General features: G+C 64.5%; 15 protein-coding genes. 8 read left to right on the top strand and 7 right to left on the bottom strand.

What is annotated here, in order from left to right:
* Positions 1-266: 266 nt before the first annotated feature.
* The 3 genes from FJW08_RS12635 to FJW08_RS12625 form a co-directional block, all read right to left on the bottom strand.
* Positions 267-1172: a LysR substrate-binding domain-containing protein gene (locus FJW08_RS12635; protein WP_140810834.1), complete on the bottom strand. Its 906-nt coding sequence runs from the start codon at positions 1170-1172 to the stop codon at positions 267-269.
* Between the two features lie 81 nt (positions 1173-1253).
* Complete coding sequence (locus FJW08_RS12630; protein ID WP_140810833.1) at positions 1254-1871, bottom strand: DedA family protein; 618 nt, start codon at positions 1869-1871, stop codon at positions 1254-1256.
* Positions 1868-2467 carry an rRNA adenine N-6-methyltransferase family protein gene (locus tag FJW08_RS12625; RefSeq protein WP_140810832.1) on the bottom strand — a complete coding sequence of 200 codons (600 nt, stop codon included), beginning with the start codon at positions 2465-2467 and terminating at the stop codon, positions 1868-1870. Before FJW08_RS12625 ends, FJW08_RS12630 begins: the two co-directional genes overlap by 4 nt.
* A gap of 291 nt (positions 2468-2758) precedes the next feature.
* Here FJW08_RS12625 and FJW08_RS12620 point away from each other — a divergent pair, with 291 nt between their 5' ends.
* The 4 genes from FJW08_RS12620 (at position 2759) to FJW08_RS12605 (ending at position 6212) form a co-directional block, all read left to right on the top strand.
* Positions 2759-3433: a response regulator transcription factor gene (locus FJW08_RS12620; protein ID WP_140810831.1), complete on the top strand. Its 675-nt coding sequence runs from the start codon at positions 2759-2761 to the stop codon at positions 3431-3433.
* 10 nt (positions 3434-3443) lie between these two features.
* A complete protein-coding gene (locus FJW08_RS12615) occupies positions 3444-4805 on the top strand; it encodes a HAMP domain-containing sensor histidine kinase (RefSeq protein WP_140810830.1) in 1362 nt (453 codons plus the stop codon).
* A 68-nt stretch (positions 4806-4873) separates the two neighbouring features.
* On the top strand, positions 4874-5323 hold the full coding sequence (locus tag FJW08_RS12610; RefSeq protein ID WP_140810829.1) for an Rrf2 family transcriptional regulator: 450 nt from the start codon (positions 4874-4876) through the stop codon (positions 5321-5323).
* Positions 5313-6212, top strand: a complete 900-nt coding sequence (locus FJW08_RS12605) for an NAD(P)/FAD-dependent oxidoreductase (protein ID WP_140810827.1) — start codon at positions 5313-5315, stop codon at positions 6210-6212. The genes FJW08_RS12610 and FJW08_RS12605 overlap by 11 nt, the downstream gene beginning before the upstream one ends.
* On the opposite strand, the gene FJW08_RS12600 is transcribed toward FJW08_RS12605, so the two are convergent.
* Complete coding sequence (locus tag FJW08_RS12600) at positions 6209-6985, bottom strand: DeoR/GlpR family DNA-binding transcription regulator (protein WP_140810826.1); 777 nt, start codon at positions 6983-6985, stop codon at positions 6209-6211. The genes FJW08_RS12605 and FJW08_RS12600 overlap by 4 nt on opposite strands.
* 425 nt (positions 6986-7410) lie before the next feature.
* On the opposite strand from FJW08_RS12600, the gene FJW08_RS12595 reads away from it, so the two are divergent.
* Positions 7411-8298 carry a phosphotransferase family protein gene (locus FJW08_RS12595; RefSeq protein WP_140765506.1) on the top strand — a complete coding sequence of 296 codons (888 nt, stop codon included), beginning with the start codon at positions 7411-7413 and terminating at the stop codon, positions 8296-8298.
* Complete coding sequence (locus tag FJW08_RS12590; protein WP_140810825.1) at positions 8295-10748, top strand: FAD-dependent oxidoreductase; 2454 nt, start codon at positions 8295-8297, stop codon at positions 10746-10748. Before FJW08_RS12595 ends, FJW08_RS12590 begins: the two co-directional genes overlap by 4 nt.
* Here FJW08_RS12590 and FJW08_RS12585 read toward each other — a convergent pair.
* Positions 10745-11377: a class I SAM-dependent methyltransferase gene (locus FJW08_RS12585; RefSeq protein WP_140810824.1), complete on the bottom strand. Its 633-nt coding sequence runs from the start codon at positions 11375-11377 to the stop codon at positions 10745-10747. The two genes, FJW08_RS12590 and FJW08_RS12585, sit on opposite strands and share 4 nt — an antisense overlap.
* A 94-nt stretch (positions 11378-11471) precedes the next feature.
* Between FJW08_RS12585 and FJW08_RS12580 the strand changes: the two genes are divergently transcribed.
* Positions 11472-12374, top strand: coding sequence for a phosphotransferase family protein (locus FJW08_RS12580; RefSeq protein ID WP_140810823.1), 903 nt, complete (start codon positions 11472-11474; stop codon positions 12372-12374).
* A 22-nt stretch (positions 12375-12396) separates the two neighbouring features.
* Here the strand turns inward: FJW08_RS12580 and FJW08_RS12575 are convergent, their stop codons facing one another.
* Positions 12397-13320, bottom strand: coding sequence for a DMT family transporter (locus tag FJW08_RS12575; RefSeq protein ID WP_140810822.1), 924 nt, complete (start codon positions 13318-13320; stop codon positions 12397-12399).
* Between the two features lie 81 nt (positions 13321-13401).
* Positions 13402-14682 carry an amidohydrolase family protein gene (locus FJW08_RS12570; RefSeq protein ID WP_140810821.1) on the bottom strand — a complete coding sequence of 427 codons (1281 nt, stop codon included), beginning with the start codon at positions 14680-14682 and terminating at the stop codon, positions 13402-13404.
* A 151-nt stretch (positions 14683-14833) separates the two neighbouring features.
* Here FJW08_RS12570 and FJW08_RS12565 point away from each other — a divergent pair, with 151 nt between their 5' ends.
* Entirely contained in the window at positions 14834-16588 is a 1755-nt protein-coding gene (locus tag FJW08_RS12565; RefSeq protein WP_140810819.1) for an ABC transporter ATP-binding protein, read from the top strand.
* Positions 16589-16611: the final 23 nt, after the last annotated feature.

Here is a 16611-nt window from a genome sequence, read left to right as displayed (position 1 = left end):
TCGCGACATTCTACGAGTCCGAGCCGACTTGAGGTCAAGCATAAAAGATATCGACATTGCCAAAGTGCCGCGCCGCACCGGCGTGCCCGCCTGACACTTCGCTACTACCAGGATAAGGGCCTCATCGCTTCGATCGGCCGTCGCAGCCTGCGCCGCTTGTTCGACCCGACCGTCCTGGAACGGCTCGCCTTGATCGTGCGCAAGACTGGCGACGTCAGCCTGGAGTAGGCCACACCAGGCGTCAGCCTGGAGTAGGCCACACCAGACTAGCGGCGGACCGTCCGCTGCGACTGGGCAAGGCCGACGAAGTCGCGGGCCGCCTGCGGCAGGCCGGAGCCCCGCCGCCAGACCATGCCGACCTGCACCACCGGCAAGGAGCCCGAAATGTCGCGCGATTCGATGCGGTCGCCTTCCAGCGACCAGGGCCGGTAGACGAGGTCGGGCAGCAGCGCCACACCGGCGCCGGTGGCGACCAGGCTGCGCACGGCTTCCACGGAACGGGTGCGGAAGGCGACATGCGGCCTGGCGCCGATCGCCGTCAGCAGCTTGCCGGTGTTCTCCTCGATCTCGTCGACGGTCAGCATGATCAGCGGTTCAGAGGCGATATCGCCGATGCCGATGATGTCGGCGCCAGCCAAGGGATGGCCGAGCGGCAGCCACAGACGGTAAGCCGAGACTTCGAGGATTTCCGATTGCAGGGCAGTGCGGTCGCGCAAATTGGAGGTGACCATGACGGCAATGTCCAGCTTGCCGCCGATCAGCAGGTGTTCGAGGTAGTCGCCGTTGTCCTCGATGGCCGACACCTCGACGCCCGGATAGGCGCGGCGGTAGCGTGAGAGCAGATCCGACAGCACGTAGCCGGCGACCAGCGAGGTGACGCCGAGTTGCAGCCGCCCGCCCGCCACGGCCTGTTCGCCGGAAAAAGAGCGCCGCGCGTCGGACACGTCGGCGAGAATCTTTGTCGCGTGACGCAGGAACTGGTGGCCCTTATGGGTGATGTTGAGGCCGCGCGGGTGGCGTTCGAACAGCTCGACGCCAAGATCACTTTCAAGTTCCTTGATCGCCTCGGTGACCGACGATTGCGAAATGGAGAGGTTTTGCGCCGCGCGCGACACCGTGCCTTGCTCGGCGACGGCAATGAAGAACTGCAACTGGCGGATGGTGAAGGCCATGGCCGGACTAAACACCGGCTGGCAAGCGAAGGAAAGCCGGCTGCGGAGCTTATCCCGTGACCGGAGATTGGTGCAGCGCGGTCAGCCGAGCATCAGCCTGATGCGGCGTCGCCATGTCGGGCCATAGCGCAACACAAGCATGAAGGCCGTCTCCAGCGCCACGACGATGACGATGATGCGCAAGCCCACCGCGAAGGAATCCTGGCCACTGCCGCGCATGAGGTAACCGGTCAGGAGAAAGCCCGCATTCCAAGTGGTGGCGCCAAACAGTGTCGCGGCCGCGAAAGGCAAGGCAGGCAGACAAAGCGCGCCAGCAGCGATCGGCAGGTAATTGCGCACCGTCGGGATGAACTGTGCCAGCAAGGACACCCGGACATGATTGCGGCGATAGGCCTGGCCCAGCTTGCGATAGGTTTCGGGGCGCAGGAAGACATATCTGCCGGCTCGTCCGATCAGCCTGTCGGCACGGTCGAACCCGATCCGGCGGCCGACCGCATACCAGACAAGGCAGCCGGCGAAGGAAGCAAGTGTCGTCACCGCCAGCAGGATCGCCAGCGTCGCGCCGTCAGGCGCCGCCGTCATGCCGAGAAACAGTAGCAACACATGCGAGGGCGGGACCGGCAGGATCTTTTCGGTGAAAGCGAGGCAGAAGACGCCGAACAGGCCGAAGCCGAGGATGGCTGACAACGGTCCCGTCATGCGAAGCGCCAGTCGTAGGTTTCTGACGTCTTGATCCTGGCGATGCGATAGACCGTCGCCGGCGGGAAGTTGCGAAAGGTATGGCCAACCCGCGTAACCTCGAGATCGAGCCTGTCGAGCAACGACTGATCGAACGGGCAGCGCCGTCCGAGCGTGAACTGATAGAGCGCTCCGCCCGGGCGAAGATTGACGAAAACACCTTCGAGAATGGCGAGCGTCTTGCGCGGCGAAATCAGCCGGAAAGGCAAGCCGCTGACGGCAGCACCAATGATCGGCCGATGGAAGAGCGACCGATGGCGCAGACCGACGGCATCCATTTCAAAAATCCGCGCGGCCGGAAAGCGACGCGTGAGCAGCGCGGCAAAATCCGGATCGGATTCGATCAGCGTCAAATCTTCCTCCTTCACCCCGCGCGACAGCAGCGCCCGTGTGAAAGGACCGGTTCCTGGACCGAGCTCCAGCACGGGGCCTGTCTCGGGTCCGATGTCGCGCGTCATCAATGCCGCCAGGCTCGAGCTGGACGGCGTGACGGAGCCGACCCTGAACGGCGCCACGGTCCACGCCGCGAGGAAAGACAGAGCATCATTTACAGGCATGGTAACCTCGATCCCGGACAACAGCACGCCAGATTGTGTGGCCAACTGATTCGTTTCAGCGCCATTTCGTTTCAACGTCGGGCCCGACCTGTTGCATATTCGGGCCCGACGCCTTCACGCCGGCATGGGCGATTCGCGCCGGCCGACGCTGTTTGCCGCGACTGGGTTGCATAGACATTGCGCAATATCGCGGAGCCAAAGAAAGCGCTCGTCGACCTCCGGCCGTCCGGCTTTGCCATGTTTGCGCAATGTTGGCGCGATAACGCCCGAGGTGTTGCTGGAGAATTGTCGATGCGAATCTTGCTGATCGAGGACGAGCCCGAAATGGTCTCCGCCTTGCGTGCCGCGCTGAAGCGCCACGACATGGTGGTCGATCACGCCGGCTCGCTCATCGAAGCCGAAGGCTTCGTCGCCGCCGACAGCTACGACGCCATCCTGCTCGATCGCCAGCTGCCGGATGGCGACGGGCTGTCGCTGGTTCCCAGATTGCGTTCGGCCAAGAACACGACGCCAGTGCTGATGCTGACGGCGAGAGGCGACACATCGGACAAGGTCGACGGGCTGGACATGGGCGCGGACGACTATCTGGCAAAACCATTCGCCTTCGAGGAATTGCTGGCCCGCCTGCGCGCGCTGCTCAGGCGCCCGGCACCGCTGCAGTCACAGTTTATCCGCGCCGGCGATCTGGTGCTCGACGTCGGGCATCGCGAAGCGTCTGTCCGCGCCGAACCGCTCAGCCTGCCGCGCCGCGAACTCCTGGTGCTGGAGGCGCTGATGCGGCGCACCGGGCGCATGGTGCAGCGTGAGGCGCTGATGGAGGCGGTGTTCGGCCTCGACGACGAGATCCAGTCCAACGCGCTCGACACCCATGTCTCGCGCCTGCGCCGCAAGCTCGCCGATGCCGCTGCCGGGGTGACGATCAACGGCATTCGCGGCGTCGGCTATCTCCTGCGCGAAACGACATGAGCGCCAAGCGGTGAGTCTCAAGCGCCCGCGTTCGCTGAAATGGAGCCTGGTGTTGCGCATCGCCTTGCTGCAATGCGCGATGCTGACGCTGATCATCGTCGGCATTCTCGTCGCATTGCTCGCCACCGGGCTCATTCCGCACGATTACGAGGACGGCACAATGGACGTGCTGGCGGATGCGGTGGCGCGTGACGCAGGCGGCAAGCTCGTCCTGCGCGAGACCTCGGACCTGACGAAGCTGCGATCCGATGTCCCCGATCTCTGGTTCATCATCCGCGACAAGCAGGGCCAGCGGCTGCAGGAGGGCACCGTGCCGCCCATCTTCCAGCCTTTCGCCGGATTGCTGGATACTATCAGCGACGCCCGTATCGACCACGCAATCGGGCAATCCGCGCCGCCGGAGGGAAAGATCCGCTGGACCGACACGGCGGCCGGCAACGTCCAGATCTTCACCGGCACCAACGGCGGGCTTCCGCTGCTGCGCCTGCTCGGCCAGGCGCCGCAATTCTTCCTGCAAGGCATATTGCCGCTCGCCGGGCTGATGGCGCTGGCCACGCTGTTCGCGACGCCCTGGGTGGTTCGTGGCGCGCTTTCGGGCCTAGGCCATGCAGCCGCCGAGGCCGAACGGATCGACATCGACCAGCGTGGCGTGCAGCTGCCGCTGAAGGACGTGCCGACGGAAGTGACACCGCTGGTCAAGGCGGTGAATGCAGCCCTTGCGCGGCTGGACAAGGGCTATGAGCGCCACAAGCGTTTCCTCACCGACGCCGCCCATGAGCTCAGAACACCGGTCGCCATCCTCAACACGCGCCTGGCCTCGCTGCCGGCGACACCGGAACGGGCACGGCTGCTGCAGGATGCGGCACGGCTTTCGACGCTGACCGACCAGTTGCTCGACCTGCAGCGGCTCGACCGGCAGACATCGCCTTTCGAAAAGGTCAATCTCGTGGCGATCGCGCGCGGCGTTATCGTCGACCTCGCGCCGATGGCGTTCTCGGCCGGCTACGAAATGTCGTTCGAGCCGGACAGCGACACGCTTTTTGCAACCGGCGACCGCACCGCGATCGAACGTGCGGTGACCAACATCGTCCAGAACGCCATCGAGCATGGCGGCCGCGCCGGCAAGATCACCGTCGGCGTCACAACGCCCGCCGTCATAGAGGTCCGGGACGAAGGCGACGGCGTGCCGCCGGGCGAGCGGGAGCGCATTTTCGAGCCCTTCTACCGGCTGCGCCCGCAGGATCATGGCGCCGGCCTCGGCCTCAACCTCGTGCAGGAAATCATGCATCTTCATGGCGGCCGCATCGAAATCCTCGATGGCAAGCCCAGCGGCGCCTGCTTCAGGATGAGTTTTCGCGCTTTGCCGGCATAGCGTCGCCGCGAGTTCACAGGGACGCCGGCGCGTTTGACATCGCAGCTTATTGTAACTAATTAAGTTACATGAAGCGCAACAGCCGTCTATCCTCCACCTTGCATATCCTCGTCCACATGGCCGAGAAACCCGATCAAGCGCTGACCTCCGAGCAGCTTGCCACCTTCATTCATACAAATCCGGTGGTGGTGCGCCGCACCATCGCCGGCTTGCGCGACGCCGGCATCGTCACCTCGTCGCGCGGACATGGCGGCGGCTGGCTGCTCGGGCGCGCGCCCGAGAACATTTCGCTGGCCGAGATAAGCGTTGCCCTTGGCGAAACGCTGCTGCCGTTCAGCACCGAGCCGGAAAGCCCAGGCTGTCTCGTCGAGCAAGCAGTGATCGCCGTGCTCGACGATTTTCGCCTCGCGGCGGAGAGGTTGTTGGCGGAGAAGCTCAGCCGCATCACCCTGGCCGACCTGACCGCAGATTTCCGCCGCCGTTTCGACCTCATTGGAGTTTCCAGCCATGCAGTATGATCTTGCCGTCGTCGGCGGCAGCTTCGCCGGCCTGTCCGCCGCCATCCAGGCGGCGCGGGCGCGGCGCAACGTGCTGGTGATCGACGCCGGCCAGCCGCGCAACCGCTTTGCCGCGCATTCGCACGGCTTCCTCGGCCAGGACGGGCGCACGCCAGGCGCCATCCTCGACGATGCCAGGCGGCAATTGCTTGCCTATCCGACGGCCAGGCTGGTCACCGCGCGTGCGGACAAAGCCATTGCGAACAGCGGCAGTGATTTCGAAATCACCATCGATGGCGGCGAGACATTCGGCGCCGCACGACTGGTGCTGGCAACCGGCGTGCGCGACATCCTGCCGGAGGTTCCCGGGCTTGCCGAGCAATGGGGCAAGACCGTGCTGCATTGCCCCTATTGCCACGGCTACGAGGTTTCCGGCGGACCGCTTGGCGTGCTCGCGACCGGCCCGATGTCCATGCATCAGGCGCAGCTGATTTCCGACTGGGGCGACGTCACGCTGCTCGGCAACGGCCTGATCGAGCCCACCGCCGAGGAGATGCTCGCGCTGGAGGACAAGAATGTAAGATTCGAGCCCGCGACGGTCAGCGAACTGAGGGAAGACGGCTCCGGCGGATTGGTTGTCCACCTGGACGGCGGCCGGAAGGCCGGTGTCAAAGCGATATTCACCGCGCCCCGCAACACGATGGCGAGCCCGCTGGCCGAACAGCTCGGCTGCGGCTTCAAGGACGGCCTGCTCGGCTCGATGATATCAGTCGATGACAGACAGCAGACGACCGTTCCCGGCATCTATGCCGCCGGCGACGCTGCGCGCGCGATGCACAACATCGCCTTCGCCGTGTCGGGCGGCACTTTCGCGGGCGTATGTGCCCATCAGTCCCTGGTGTTCGGCTAAATTCCGGCTTCGCCGCCGGCGATGCTGAGCCGCGCGCCGGCTTGTGCGAGGGCGGCTCCAATGTCATGCGGCGGCGCGCGGTCGGTGGCGAGTTCGGAAAAGCCGTCGAAGCCGCAGACCTGAACCAGCCCCTGGCGGCCGAACTTCGTGTGGTCGGTGACGACGAGCGAGCGCTGGCCGCGCGACAGCACCATGCGGGCGAATTCCGCCTCGTCCAGATCAAAGTCCATGACGCCCGTCACCGCATCCACGGCGCCGGTGGAGATGATGGCATGGCTGACCGAGAAGCGGCTGACGAACTCGATCGCCGACGTCCCGAACGCGGCGCCTGAATCGCTGCGCAGCTCGCCGCCCGCCATATAGACCTTGTTGCCGTTGATGGTGGCCAGCGTGCGGGCGATATCAGACGAGTTGGTGACGACCGTCAGGCGCCGGTGGCCGAGCAGTTCGCGCGCCAGGAACGACGTCGTGGTGCCGGTGTCGAGCATGATCGATTCGCCGTCGCGGATGGTGGCGGCAACCATGCGCGCGATGACGCGCTTGGCGTCGGCATGCTCGCGCATGCGCCGTTCGAACGGTGCCTCGCCGATCATCGACGGCAGGCCGATGGCGCCATGCATCTTCAGAACCGAGCCGTCGCCGGTGAGCGGCTTGACGTCCCGCCGCACGGTTTCGAGTGAAACGCCCAACCGGTCGGCAAGGCTGGCGATGGTGACGGTTCCCTCTTCCTGCAGCAGCCGCAGGATCTCGCCATGCCGTTTCGAGTGGACCATATGTGCGCGTCCCAGAATTTGCCCGCTTCTATGGCATTCCTAGCGCTTTTAAAGGAATTGCCTATACTTTCGGGCAAAATACCCAAAAAAGGTCACATCTTTTTATTGACAGAAGGGCAACCCTGGCGTGAAATCCACCCTCAATAGGTTCGGAGCTGCAGCGGGAGGTTAATTGGCAGAGCCGCAACTCATTGACCGGACAGCCCGTAACGTGTCTGGCTCAAGGAATTTTCAGATCCGCGGGGGCGGATGCCGGGCTCAAAAGTCTGGCCAAGGGGCTCGTCGGTGCGGTGCGGGATACCGATCCTGGCGTCCCGCACCGACGAGATTGTTTGCGTTTCTCCCATTGCGCTGCCCATGGCGCCTTGTCGAAATCCGGCAAACCAGGCCAGCAAACCAGGCCAGCAAAAACCAGGGATGATTTCGTGATTGCCGAAGACCGCATCCGCGCCCTGCCCTGCTGGACGGGCGCCATCGAGATCGCGCCGCTGCCCGGCGGCTTGAGCAATGCCAATTATGTGGTCACCGACACCGCCGGCAAACACGTCGTGCGCTTCGGCCAGGATTATCCGTTCCACCATGTCTTCCGCGAACGCGAGGTGATGACCGCGCGGGCGGCTCACGCCGCCGGCTTCGCGCCGGCGGTCCATTATGCCGAACCGGGAATCCTGGTGACGGCGTTTCTTGGCGCCAAAACCTATCTGGCCGAGGACGTGCGCGCCAATCTCGGCCGCGTCGCGGCGCTGATGCGCGGCTTTCACCGGGAGATGCCCAATCATATCTCCGGCGCCGGCTTCATGTTCTGGGTGTTCCACGTCATCCGCGACTATGCGCGCACGCTTGACGAGGGTAACAGCCGCAAGCGCGGTGACCTGCCGCGCTTTCTGGCGCTCGCCGACGAACTGGAGCGCGCCCAGAAACTCCTGCCGATCGTCTTTGGCCACAATGATCTCTTGCCTGCCAATATTCTCGACGACGGCAGCAGGCTGTGGCTGATCGATTTCGAATATGCCGGCTTCAACACGGCGATGTTCGACCTTGCCGGCGTCGCTTCGAACGCGGGCATGAGCGACGAGGAATCCTTCGCCTTCCTGACCGCCTATTTCATGAAGGAACCGGACGAGGCGATCCGCCGCTCGCACGCAGCCATGCAATGCGCCTCGCTGCTGCGCGAGGCGATGTGGAGCATGGTGTCGGAGCTCTATCTCGACGCGCCCGGCATCGACTACGTCGCCTATACCGAGGAAAACTTGGCGCGGCTCGACGCGGCGCTGGAAAACTACCGGACAAAATACGGGATCCTGAAATCATGACCTTGCCTAGCCAGGCCGCGATCGTCGTCATCGGCGGCGGCATCATCGGCTGTTCGACGGCCTATCATCTGGCGCGCGACCACAAGGCCGACGTGGTGCTGCTCGAACAGGGCAAGCTGACCTCGGGCTCGACCTGGCATGCCGCTGGCCTGGTCGGGCAATTGCGCTCTTCGGCCTCGATCACGCGGGTGCTGAAATATTCCGTCGATCTCTACAAGGGGCTGGAGGCCGAAACCGGCCTTGCCACCGGCTGGAAGATGACCGGCTGCCTCAGGCTCGCCACCAATGCCGACCGCTGGACCGAGTACAAAAGGCTGGCGACGACGGCGAAAAGCTTCGGCATGGACATGCATTTGCTGTCTCCGGCGGAGGTCAAGGCGATGTGGCCGCTGATGGAAACCGGCGATCTCGTCGGCGCTTCCTGGCTGCCGACCGACGGCCAGGCGAGCCCTTCCGACATCACGCAATCGCTGGCCAAGGGCGCGCGCATGCATGGCGCCAAACTCTATGAGGAGGTGCGCGTCACCGGTTTCGAGATGAAGGGCGACCGCATCACGGCGGTGAAGACCAATCAGGGCGACATCGCCTGTGACAAGGTCGTGAACTGCGCCGGGCAATGGGCACGACAGGTCGGCGCCATGGCCGGCATCGATGTGCCGCTGCAGCCGGTGAAGCACCAGTACATCATCACCGAGAAGATCGCGGGGCTGGCGACCGATGCGCCGACGCTGCGCGACCCCGATCGGCGCACCTATTTCAAGGAAGAGGTCGGCGGCCTGGTGATGGGCGGCTATGAGCCGAACCCGCAGGCCTGGACAACCGGTCTCCCCGGGGGCGACGTGCCCGATGACTGGGAGTTCCGGCTGTTCGACGACGACTACGATCATTTCGAGCAGCACATGGCGCAGGCGATCGCACGCGTGCCGGCGCTGGAGACGGTCGGCGTCAAGCAGATGATCAACGGGCCGGAGAGCTTCACGCCGGACGGCAATTTCATCCTCGGCCTGGCGCCCGAATGCGCCAACATGTTCGTCGGCGCCGGCTTCAACGCCTTCGGCATCGCCTCGGGCGGCGGCGCCGGCTGGGTGCTGGCGCAATGGGTGGTCGATGGCGAGGCGCCGCTCGACCTGTGGGTGGTCGACATCAGGCGCTTTTCCAACCTGCACCGCGACCGGCAATGGGTGTGCGAGCGCACGCTGGAAGCCTATGGCAAGCACTATACGATCGGCTTCCCGCACGAGGAATATGTTTCCGGCCGGCCGCGCATCGTCTCGCCGCTCTACGACAGGCTGAAAGACCAGCGCGCCGTGTTCGGCTCGAAGCTCGGCTGGGAGCGGCCGAACTGGTTCGCGCCGGAGGGCGTCGAGCCAAAGGACGTCTATTCGATGGGCCGGCAGAACTGGTTCGCCGCCGTCGGCGACGAACACCGGCATGTGCGCGAGCATGTCGGCATCTTCGACCAGTCGTCCTTCGCCAAGTATGAGCTGAGCGGGTCCGACGCGGCGAGGGCCCTGGACTGGATCTGCGCCAATGATGTCAACAAGCCGGTCGGCCGGCTGATCTACACGCAACTCCTCAACACGCGCGGCGGCATCGAGGCCGATTTGACCGTGTCGCGGCTTGGCGAGGAAAAATTCTACATCGTCACCGGCACAGGTTTCCGCAACCATGACGCCTCGTGGATCAGCGACCATATTGGCGAGGGCCTCGATGCCCAGCTCGCCGATGTCACCGAGGATTTCGGCACGCTGTCGCTGATGGGACCGCGTGCCCGCGACGTGCTTTCGGCGGTGACCGGGAGTGACGTGTCGAATGCCGGCTTCCCGTTCGGCCATGTGCGCGAGATCACAATAGCCGGCTACACGGTGCGGGCGCTGCGCGTCACCTATGTAGGCGAACTGGGCTGGGAGTTGCATGTGCCGATCGCCGCCACCGGCGAAGTCTTCGACGAGCTGATGGTCGCCGGCGGGAAACACGACATCCGGCCGGTCGGCTACCGCGCGCTGGAATCGCTGCGGCTGGAAAAGGGCTATCGCGCCTGGGGCTCCGACATCACGCCCAACGACACGCCGCTGGAGGCCGGGCTCGGCTGGGCGGTCAAGCTGCGCAAGAACACCGACTTCGTCGGACGGCGCGCACTCGAGAAGGTTGGCGGCGCGTCCCTGAAGAAGCGCTTTGCCGGCTTCACGGTCGACGATCCGGAGATCGTGCTCGTTGGGCGCGAGACGATCCTGCGCGATGGCGAGCCGGTGGGTTATCTGACCAGCGGCGGCTATGGCTACACGGTCGGCAAGAACATCGGCTATGGCTATGTGCGCAACGCCGACGGGGTGAGCGACGATTTCCTCGCCTCGGGCAGCTATGAACTGGTGGTCGCGATGCAGCGGACGCCGGCTAAACTCCATTTCGAGCCGCTATACGACCCGGCAATGGAGCGAGTGAAGGCTTAACTCACCCGCAAGGCGAGGCCCCGACTCGGGACGGTATCAGCCTCCCCGGGCATCGAGACATAAGGGCGGGTTTCCTCGGCGCGGGTGACGAGGCCTCGCGCCTCGAGTTCCGCGATGCGCGCGGCAAAACCCTGATCCCACAGCGTGTTCTTGACCGTCAGCACGATCACTCCGCCCGGCCGGCAGATGCGGATCAGTTCGTCCAAGCCCTCGGCGCCGACATGACCCGAGGTGAACACGCCGGCCGAGATGATACCGGCATAGGTGTCGTCGGCAAAAGGCAAGGCGCCGCCGAGCGCCAGGCAATGCAGCGCCGAATAGACGCCCTTGCGCGCGGCCTGATCCAGCATGCCTTGCGAGATATCCAGCCCCTCGACCTGGGGATAGCCGGCAATATCCAGCCATTCGCCGATCAGCCCGGTACCGGCGCCGGCGTCGAGCAACGGGGCTGAGCCGCGCGGCAGATGGCGGGCCAGCAAGGCAAGGCAAATCGTCGGATGGCGGTAGCCGGCGGCCGACATGTCGGCGTCATAGGTCTGCGACCACCTGTCATAGAGTGCCGCCACCTCTTCCGGGCGCTTGGCCGCGTAGACCTCGCCAAGTGCGCCATGATGTTTGCTGTCCGTCACGTGTCCACCAATCCCTCGTCTTGGCGGGATGATAGCCAAACGGCGAAAATTGTGGAACCGTTGCGGCGAAGAAATAGCGCGTGGGGACGCAGGCATGGTCACAGACGAGGCGCGGGCAAAACTTGCCGCCATTCCGGTGCTGGCCGGCTACACCGGGCCGCTGGAACGGCTCGGCGGCCTGACCAACCTCGTCTTCAAGGCCGGCGATTACTGCCTGCGCATTCCAGGCAAAGGCACCGAGGAATACATCAACCGCGCCAATGAGGCGGCGGCGGCGCGCGAGGCGGCAAAGGCCGGTGTCAGCCCCGAGGTGCTGCATGCCGATGCCGCCACGGGCCTGATGGTGACGCGCTACATCGCTGGTGCCGAGACGATGTCGCCGGAGAAATTCAGGGACCGGCAGGGCAGTCCGGCCCGGGCGGCCGAGGCCTTCCGCAAGCTGCACGCGTCCGGCGCGGTGTTCCCCTTCCGCTTCGAGCTGTTTTCGATGATCGACGACTATCTCAAGGTGCTGTCGACGAGGGATGTCGCCCTGCCCGCCGGCTATCACGACGTGGTGCGCGAGGCCGGCAGCGTGCGCTCGGCGCTGGCCGTCCGCCCCTTGCCCCTCGTCGCCTGCCACTGCGATCCGCTGTGCGAAAATTTTCTCGATACGGGCGAGCGGATGTGGATCGTCGACTGGGAATATTCCGGAATGAACGACCCGCTCTGGGACCTCGGCGATCTCAGCGTCGAGGGCAAATTCGACGCGGCCCAGGACGAGGAGCTGATGCGCGCTTATTTCGGTGGCGAGGCGAAGCCGGCGGAGCGCGGCCGCATCGTCATCTACAAGGCGATGTGCGACCTGTTGTGGACGCTGTGGGGGCTGATCCAGCTTGCCAACAACAACCCAGTAGACGATTTCCGCGCCTATGCCGACGGCCGCTTCGCGCGCTGCAAGGTGCTGATGGAGACAGAGGAATTTTCGCGGCACCTGGCGGCGATACGCCGGGGTTAGCAGCGACCCGGAAATCCGGGCCTCAGTTCACACCCTTCGGCACGTTCTCCGGCGGCACCGTGGTGTCGACCACTTTCTGGCGATGGAAGATGAACAGGCCGGCCAGAACGACGATGCCGGAGCCGATCAGGATGCGCGGGCCGGGAACGTCGCCGAAGAACACCAGCCCGAACACCACGGCCCACAAGAGCAGCGTGTAATGCAGCGGCGCCAGCGTCGAGGCCGGCGCCAGTTTCAGCGCCCGCGTGATCATCAGATGCGCGCCGCAGGAGACGATGCCGAGCAGCAGCATGGCGCCGAGATCGAGCGCCGAAGGCGCCTTCCAGGCGCCGATGGTCAGCACGCCGCCAACCGCCAGCGTGCCGATCGTCTGCCATGTCACCAGATTGGTGTCGCTGGTGCCGCGCAAGCGCCGGTTGAGGATGATGGCGAATGCGAAGGCAAGGCTGCCGACAAGCGCGAAACCCGACGACAGCGAAAACGCGGCAGAGGATGGTTTCAGCATGATCACCACGCCGCAGAAGCCGAGCAGGATCGCCACCCAGCGGCGCCAGCCGACCTTTTCGCCAAGCAGGAAATGCGATAGCGCCGCCACATAGATCGGCCCGGCCATGTAGAAGCTCATCACATCGGCAAGCGGCAGATAGACGACGGCGGCGTAGAACAAAGCGGTGTCCAGCGTCGTCGCCACCACGCGCAGGATCTGCAGCCCGGGCCGTTCCAGCTGGAACAGTCTGCCAGCGCCCTGGTTGGCGATCATCGGGCCGAGCACGATGAAGGCGCCAATCGAGCGAATCAACACGACCTGGCCGACGGAGAAGCTGGTAACCAGCCACTTGCCCATCGCGTCGTTCAGCGCAAACAGGAAGTCGCCCGCCAGCATCAGCAGGATGCCGGCCAGAAGCACATTCCTGACCATCGAATTCCGGGCGACGGGCTCAACCATGCCCGGCTCCTATCCGCAAGCGCCAACTTTGACGAGTGGGAATCGGAGAAACGGTAAGACCAGCGTCGGGAATCGGCTGTTCTAGGTGGATATATGTCTGCGGTTCACCTGCGATGGCCTGCCGGAGATCGAAAGCCTGGTATCCTGCCTTGTTCGCTCCGCCACCACCTTGCCCCTGGCGATGACGCAGATGCGCTCGGCGCGCAGGCGCAGGGCCTCGATCGGATTGCCGGCATCGAGGACCACCAGGCTGGCGCGTTTGCCGACGGCCAGGCCGAGATGATCGAGGCCCATGATCGCGGCGTTGACGTTGGTGACCATGTCGAAGCAGCGCGCCATGTCGGCCGGGCTCGACATCTGAGCGACATGCAGGCCCATGAAGGCAACGTCGAGCATGTCGGCGGTGCCGAGCGAATACCAGGGATCGAGTACGCAATCCTGACCCCAGCCGACACGGATGCCGAGCGCCTGCATTTCCTTGACCCGCGTCATGCCACGCCGCTTCGGGAACGTGTCGTGACGGCCCTGCAGCATGATGTTGATCAGCGGGTTGGGGATCGCCGAAACACCGGCCTCGGCGATCAGCGGAAGAAGCTTCGAGACATAGTAATTGTCCATCGAATGCATCGAGGTAAGGTGCGAGCCGGCCACCCTGCCCCGCAGCCCGAGGCGCTGCGTTTCATAGGCGAGTTGCTCGATGTGACGCGACAGCGGGTCGTCGGTCTCGTCGCAATGCAGGTCGACCATGAGGCCGCGTTTTGCCGCGATCTCGCACAGTTCGGTCACCGAGCGCGTGCCGTCGGCCATGGTGCGCTCGAAATGCGGAATGCCGCCGACGATGTCGACGCCCATGTCCAGCGCGCGAATGGTGTTTTGGCGCGCCGTCGGCGATCGATAGAAGCCGTCCTGCGGGAAGGCCACCAATTGCAGGTCGATATAGGGGGCGACGGTCTTCTTGACCTCCAGCAGCGCCTCGACCGCCAGCAGCCTGTCGTCACAGACGTCGACATGGGTGCGGATGGCGAGTAGCCCCATCGACACCGCCCAGTCGCAATAGGCGAGCGCGCGATCGCGCACCGCTTCGTGCGTCAGGAGCGGCTTCAGTTCGCCCCACAGCGCAATGCCCTCGAGCAACGTGCCCGACGCGTTGATGCGCGGGATGCCGTAGGACAGCGTGGCGTCCATATGGAAATGCGGATCGACGAAGGGCGGCGAGACCAGATTGCCATCGGCGTCGACCTCGGTCGGCGCGGAACCCTCGAGCTTCGGCTCGATCGCCGCGATCGTCTCGCCGCTGATGCCGATGTCGGCTATGCCGCCCTCCGGCAGCGTGCCGCCACGAACGATTAGGTCGAAATCCATCTCTCATCATCCCGCTTGAAAGAATCACAGTTGCATCGTGTCTCAAAAGACAGCCTGCCGCAGCGGTTTCTTTCGATGGCGGCGAAAGGTTCCCTCCGGCGGCAACTCCCTCTATAAGCCGCCTTCGTCATCCCGGCATCAAGGATCAGCCGTGTTTCGCTTCTTCCGCTCGACGGAAAACCAGCGCCTCGTCGCTAGGCTGCTCCAGGAATCGTTCCGGCAGCACAGGGCCGGCTACGCCGCCGCGATCTTGTCGATGCTGGTGGTGGCCGGCATGACGGCCGCCAGCGCCTGGATCCTGCGCGAAATCACCAATGAATTCGTGATCGACAAAAGGGTCGATCGCGTCAACATGATTGCCGTGGCGGTCGCCGGGATCTTCATCGTCAAGGGCATCGCCAACTTCGTCCAGGCCTACTTCATGAGCCGGGTCGGCAACGCCATCATCGCCGAACGGCAACGCAAGATCTACGATCGCATCCTGGCGCAAGGCATCGAATTCTACCATTCGACCTCGTCGTCCGACCTGATCACCCGCATGACCAACAATGCCCAGGCGGCGCGCAACGTGCTCGACCTCATCGTCACTTCCTATGTGCGCGACCTGGTGACGCTGGCTGCCTTGATTGGGGTCATGGTCTGGCAGCAGCCGGCGCTGTCCCTGATCTGCTTCGTCGTCGGTCCGCTGGCCATCTATGGAGTCAACCGCATCCTGAAGCGCGTGCGCAAGTTCGCCGCCATGGAGTTCCGCTCGGTCGGCCAGATCGTCCAGGTGATGCAGGAAACCGCGATCGGTGTGCGCGTGGTCAAATCCTTCAACCTCGAAGGCCTGATGCGCAAGCGTATGTACAGGGCGGTGTCCGATGTCGAGGACCGGGCCAACAACATCGCCGCGCTGGAAGCGGTGACCAATCCGGTGATGGAAACGCTGGCCGGCCTGGCGATCGCCGGCGCGGTCATGGTCAGCGGCTTACTGGTCCTGAAGGGCGGCCAGATGCCTGGCAACATCATGGCCTTCATCGCGGCGCTGCTGCTCGCCTATGAACCGGCAAAGCGCCTCGCGCGCGTGCGCATCTCGCTGGAAAGCGGCATTGTCGGCGTGCGCATGATGTTCCAGTTGGCCGACGAGCCGCTGACATTGGCCGAGAAGCCGGATGCAAGGCCGCTTCAGGCCGGACCGGGCGAGATACGGTTCGACGCGGTCAGCTTCGCCTACCAGAACGGCTCCCCGGTGCTGGATGGGTTCGACCTGACCCTGGCGCCCGGCAAGATGACGGCGCTGGTCGGCCCCTCCGGCGGCGGCAAGTCGACGATCCTGAACCTGATCATGCGTATGTACGACCCGAAGAGCGGCAGGGTGCTGCTCGACGGCCAGGACATTTCCCATGCCACGCTCGCCTCGCTCAGGGAAAAGATCGCCTATGTCAGCCAGGACACGTTCCTGTTTGCCGGCACCATCATGCACAACATCCGGCTTGGTCGCGAGGACGCGACCGACGACGAGGTGATCGCCGCGGCCAGGGCGGCCAACGCGCATGATTTCATCGTCGCGCAGGCGAAAGGCTATGAAACCGATGTCGGCGAGAATGGCGGCCTTTTGTCGGGCGGCCAGCGCCAGCGCATCTCGATCGCGCGCGCCATGCTGCGCAACGCCGAAATCCTGCTGCTGGACGAGGCGACCAGCGCGCTCGACGCGGAGTCAGAGGCGCTCTTCCGCGATGCGCTGCAGCAATTGACGGAAGGGCGTACCACGATCGTCATCGCGCACCGCCTGTCGACCGTGCACCAGGCCGACACGATCGTGGTGCTGGAAGCGGGCAAGGTGGTGGAAAGCGGGCCGCACAAGACGCTGCTCAGGCAAGGCGGGCTTTACCAGAAGCTCTATGAGTATCAGTTGATGCCGTAGTGCCGACTCCCCTTCTCCCCTTG

The organism is Mesorhizobium sp. B3-2-1 (assembly GCF_006439515.1).
Lineage (GTDB): Bacteria > Pseudomonadota > Alphaproteobacteria > Rhizobiales > Rhizobiaceae > Mesorhizobium.
The sequence above is the reverse complement of the archived record's forward strand: the minus strand, read 5'-3'. Positions and strand labels throughout refer to the sequence as shown.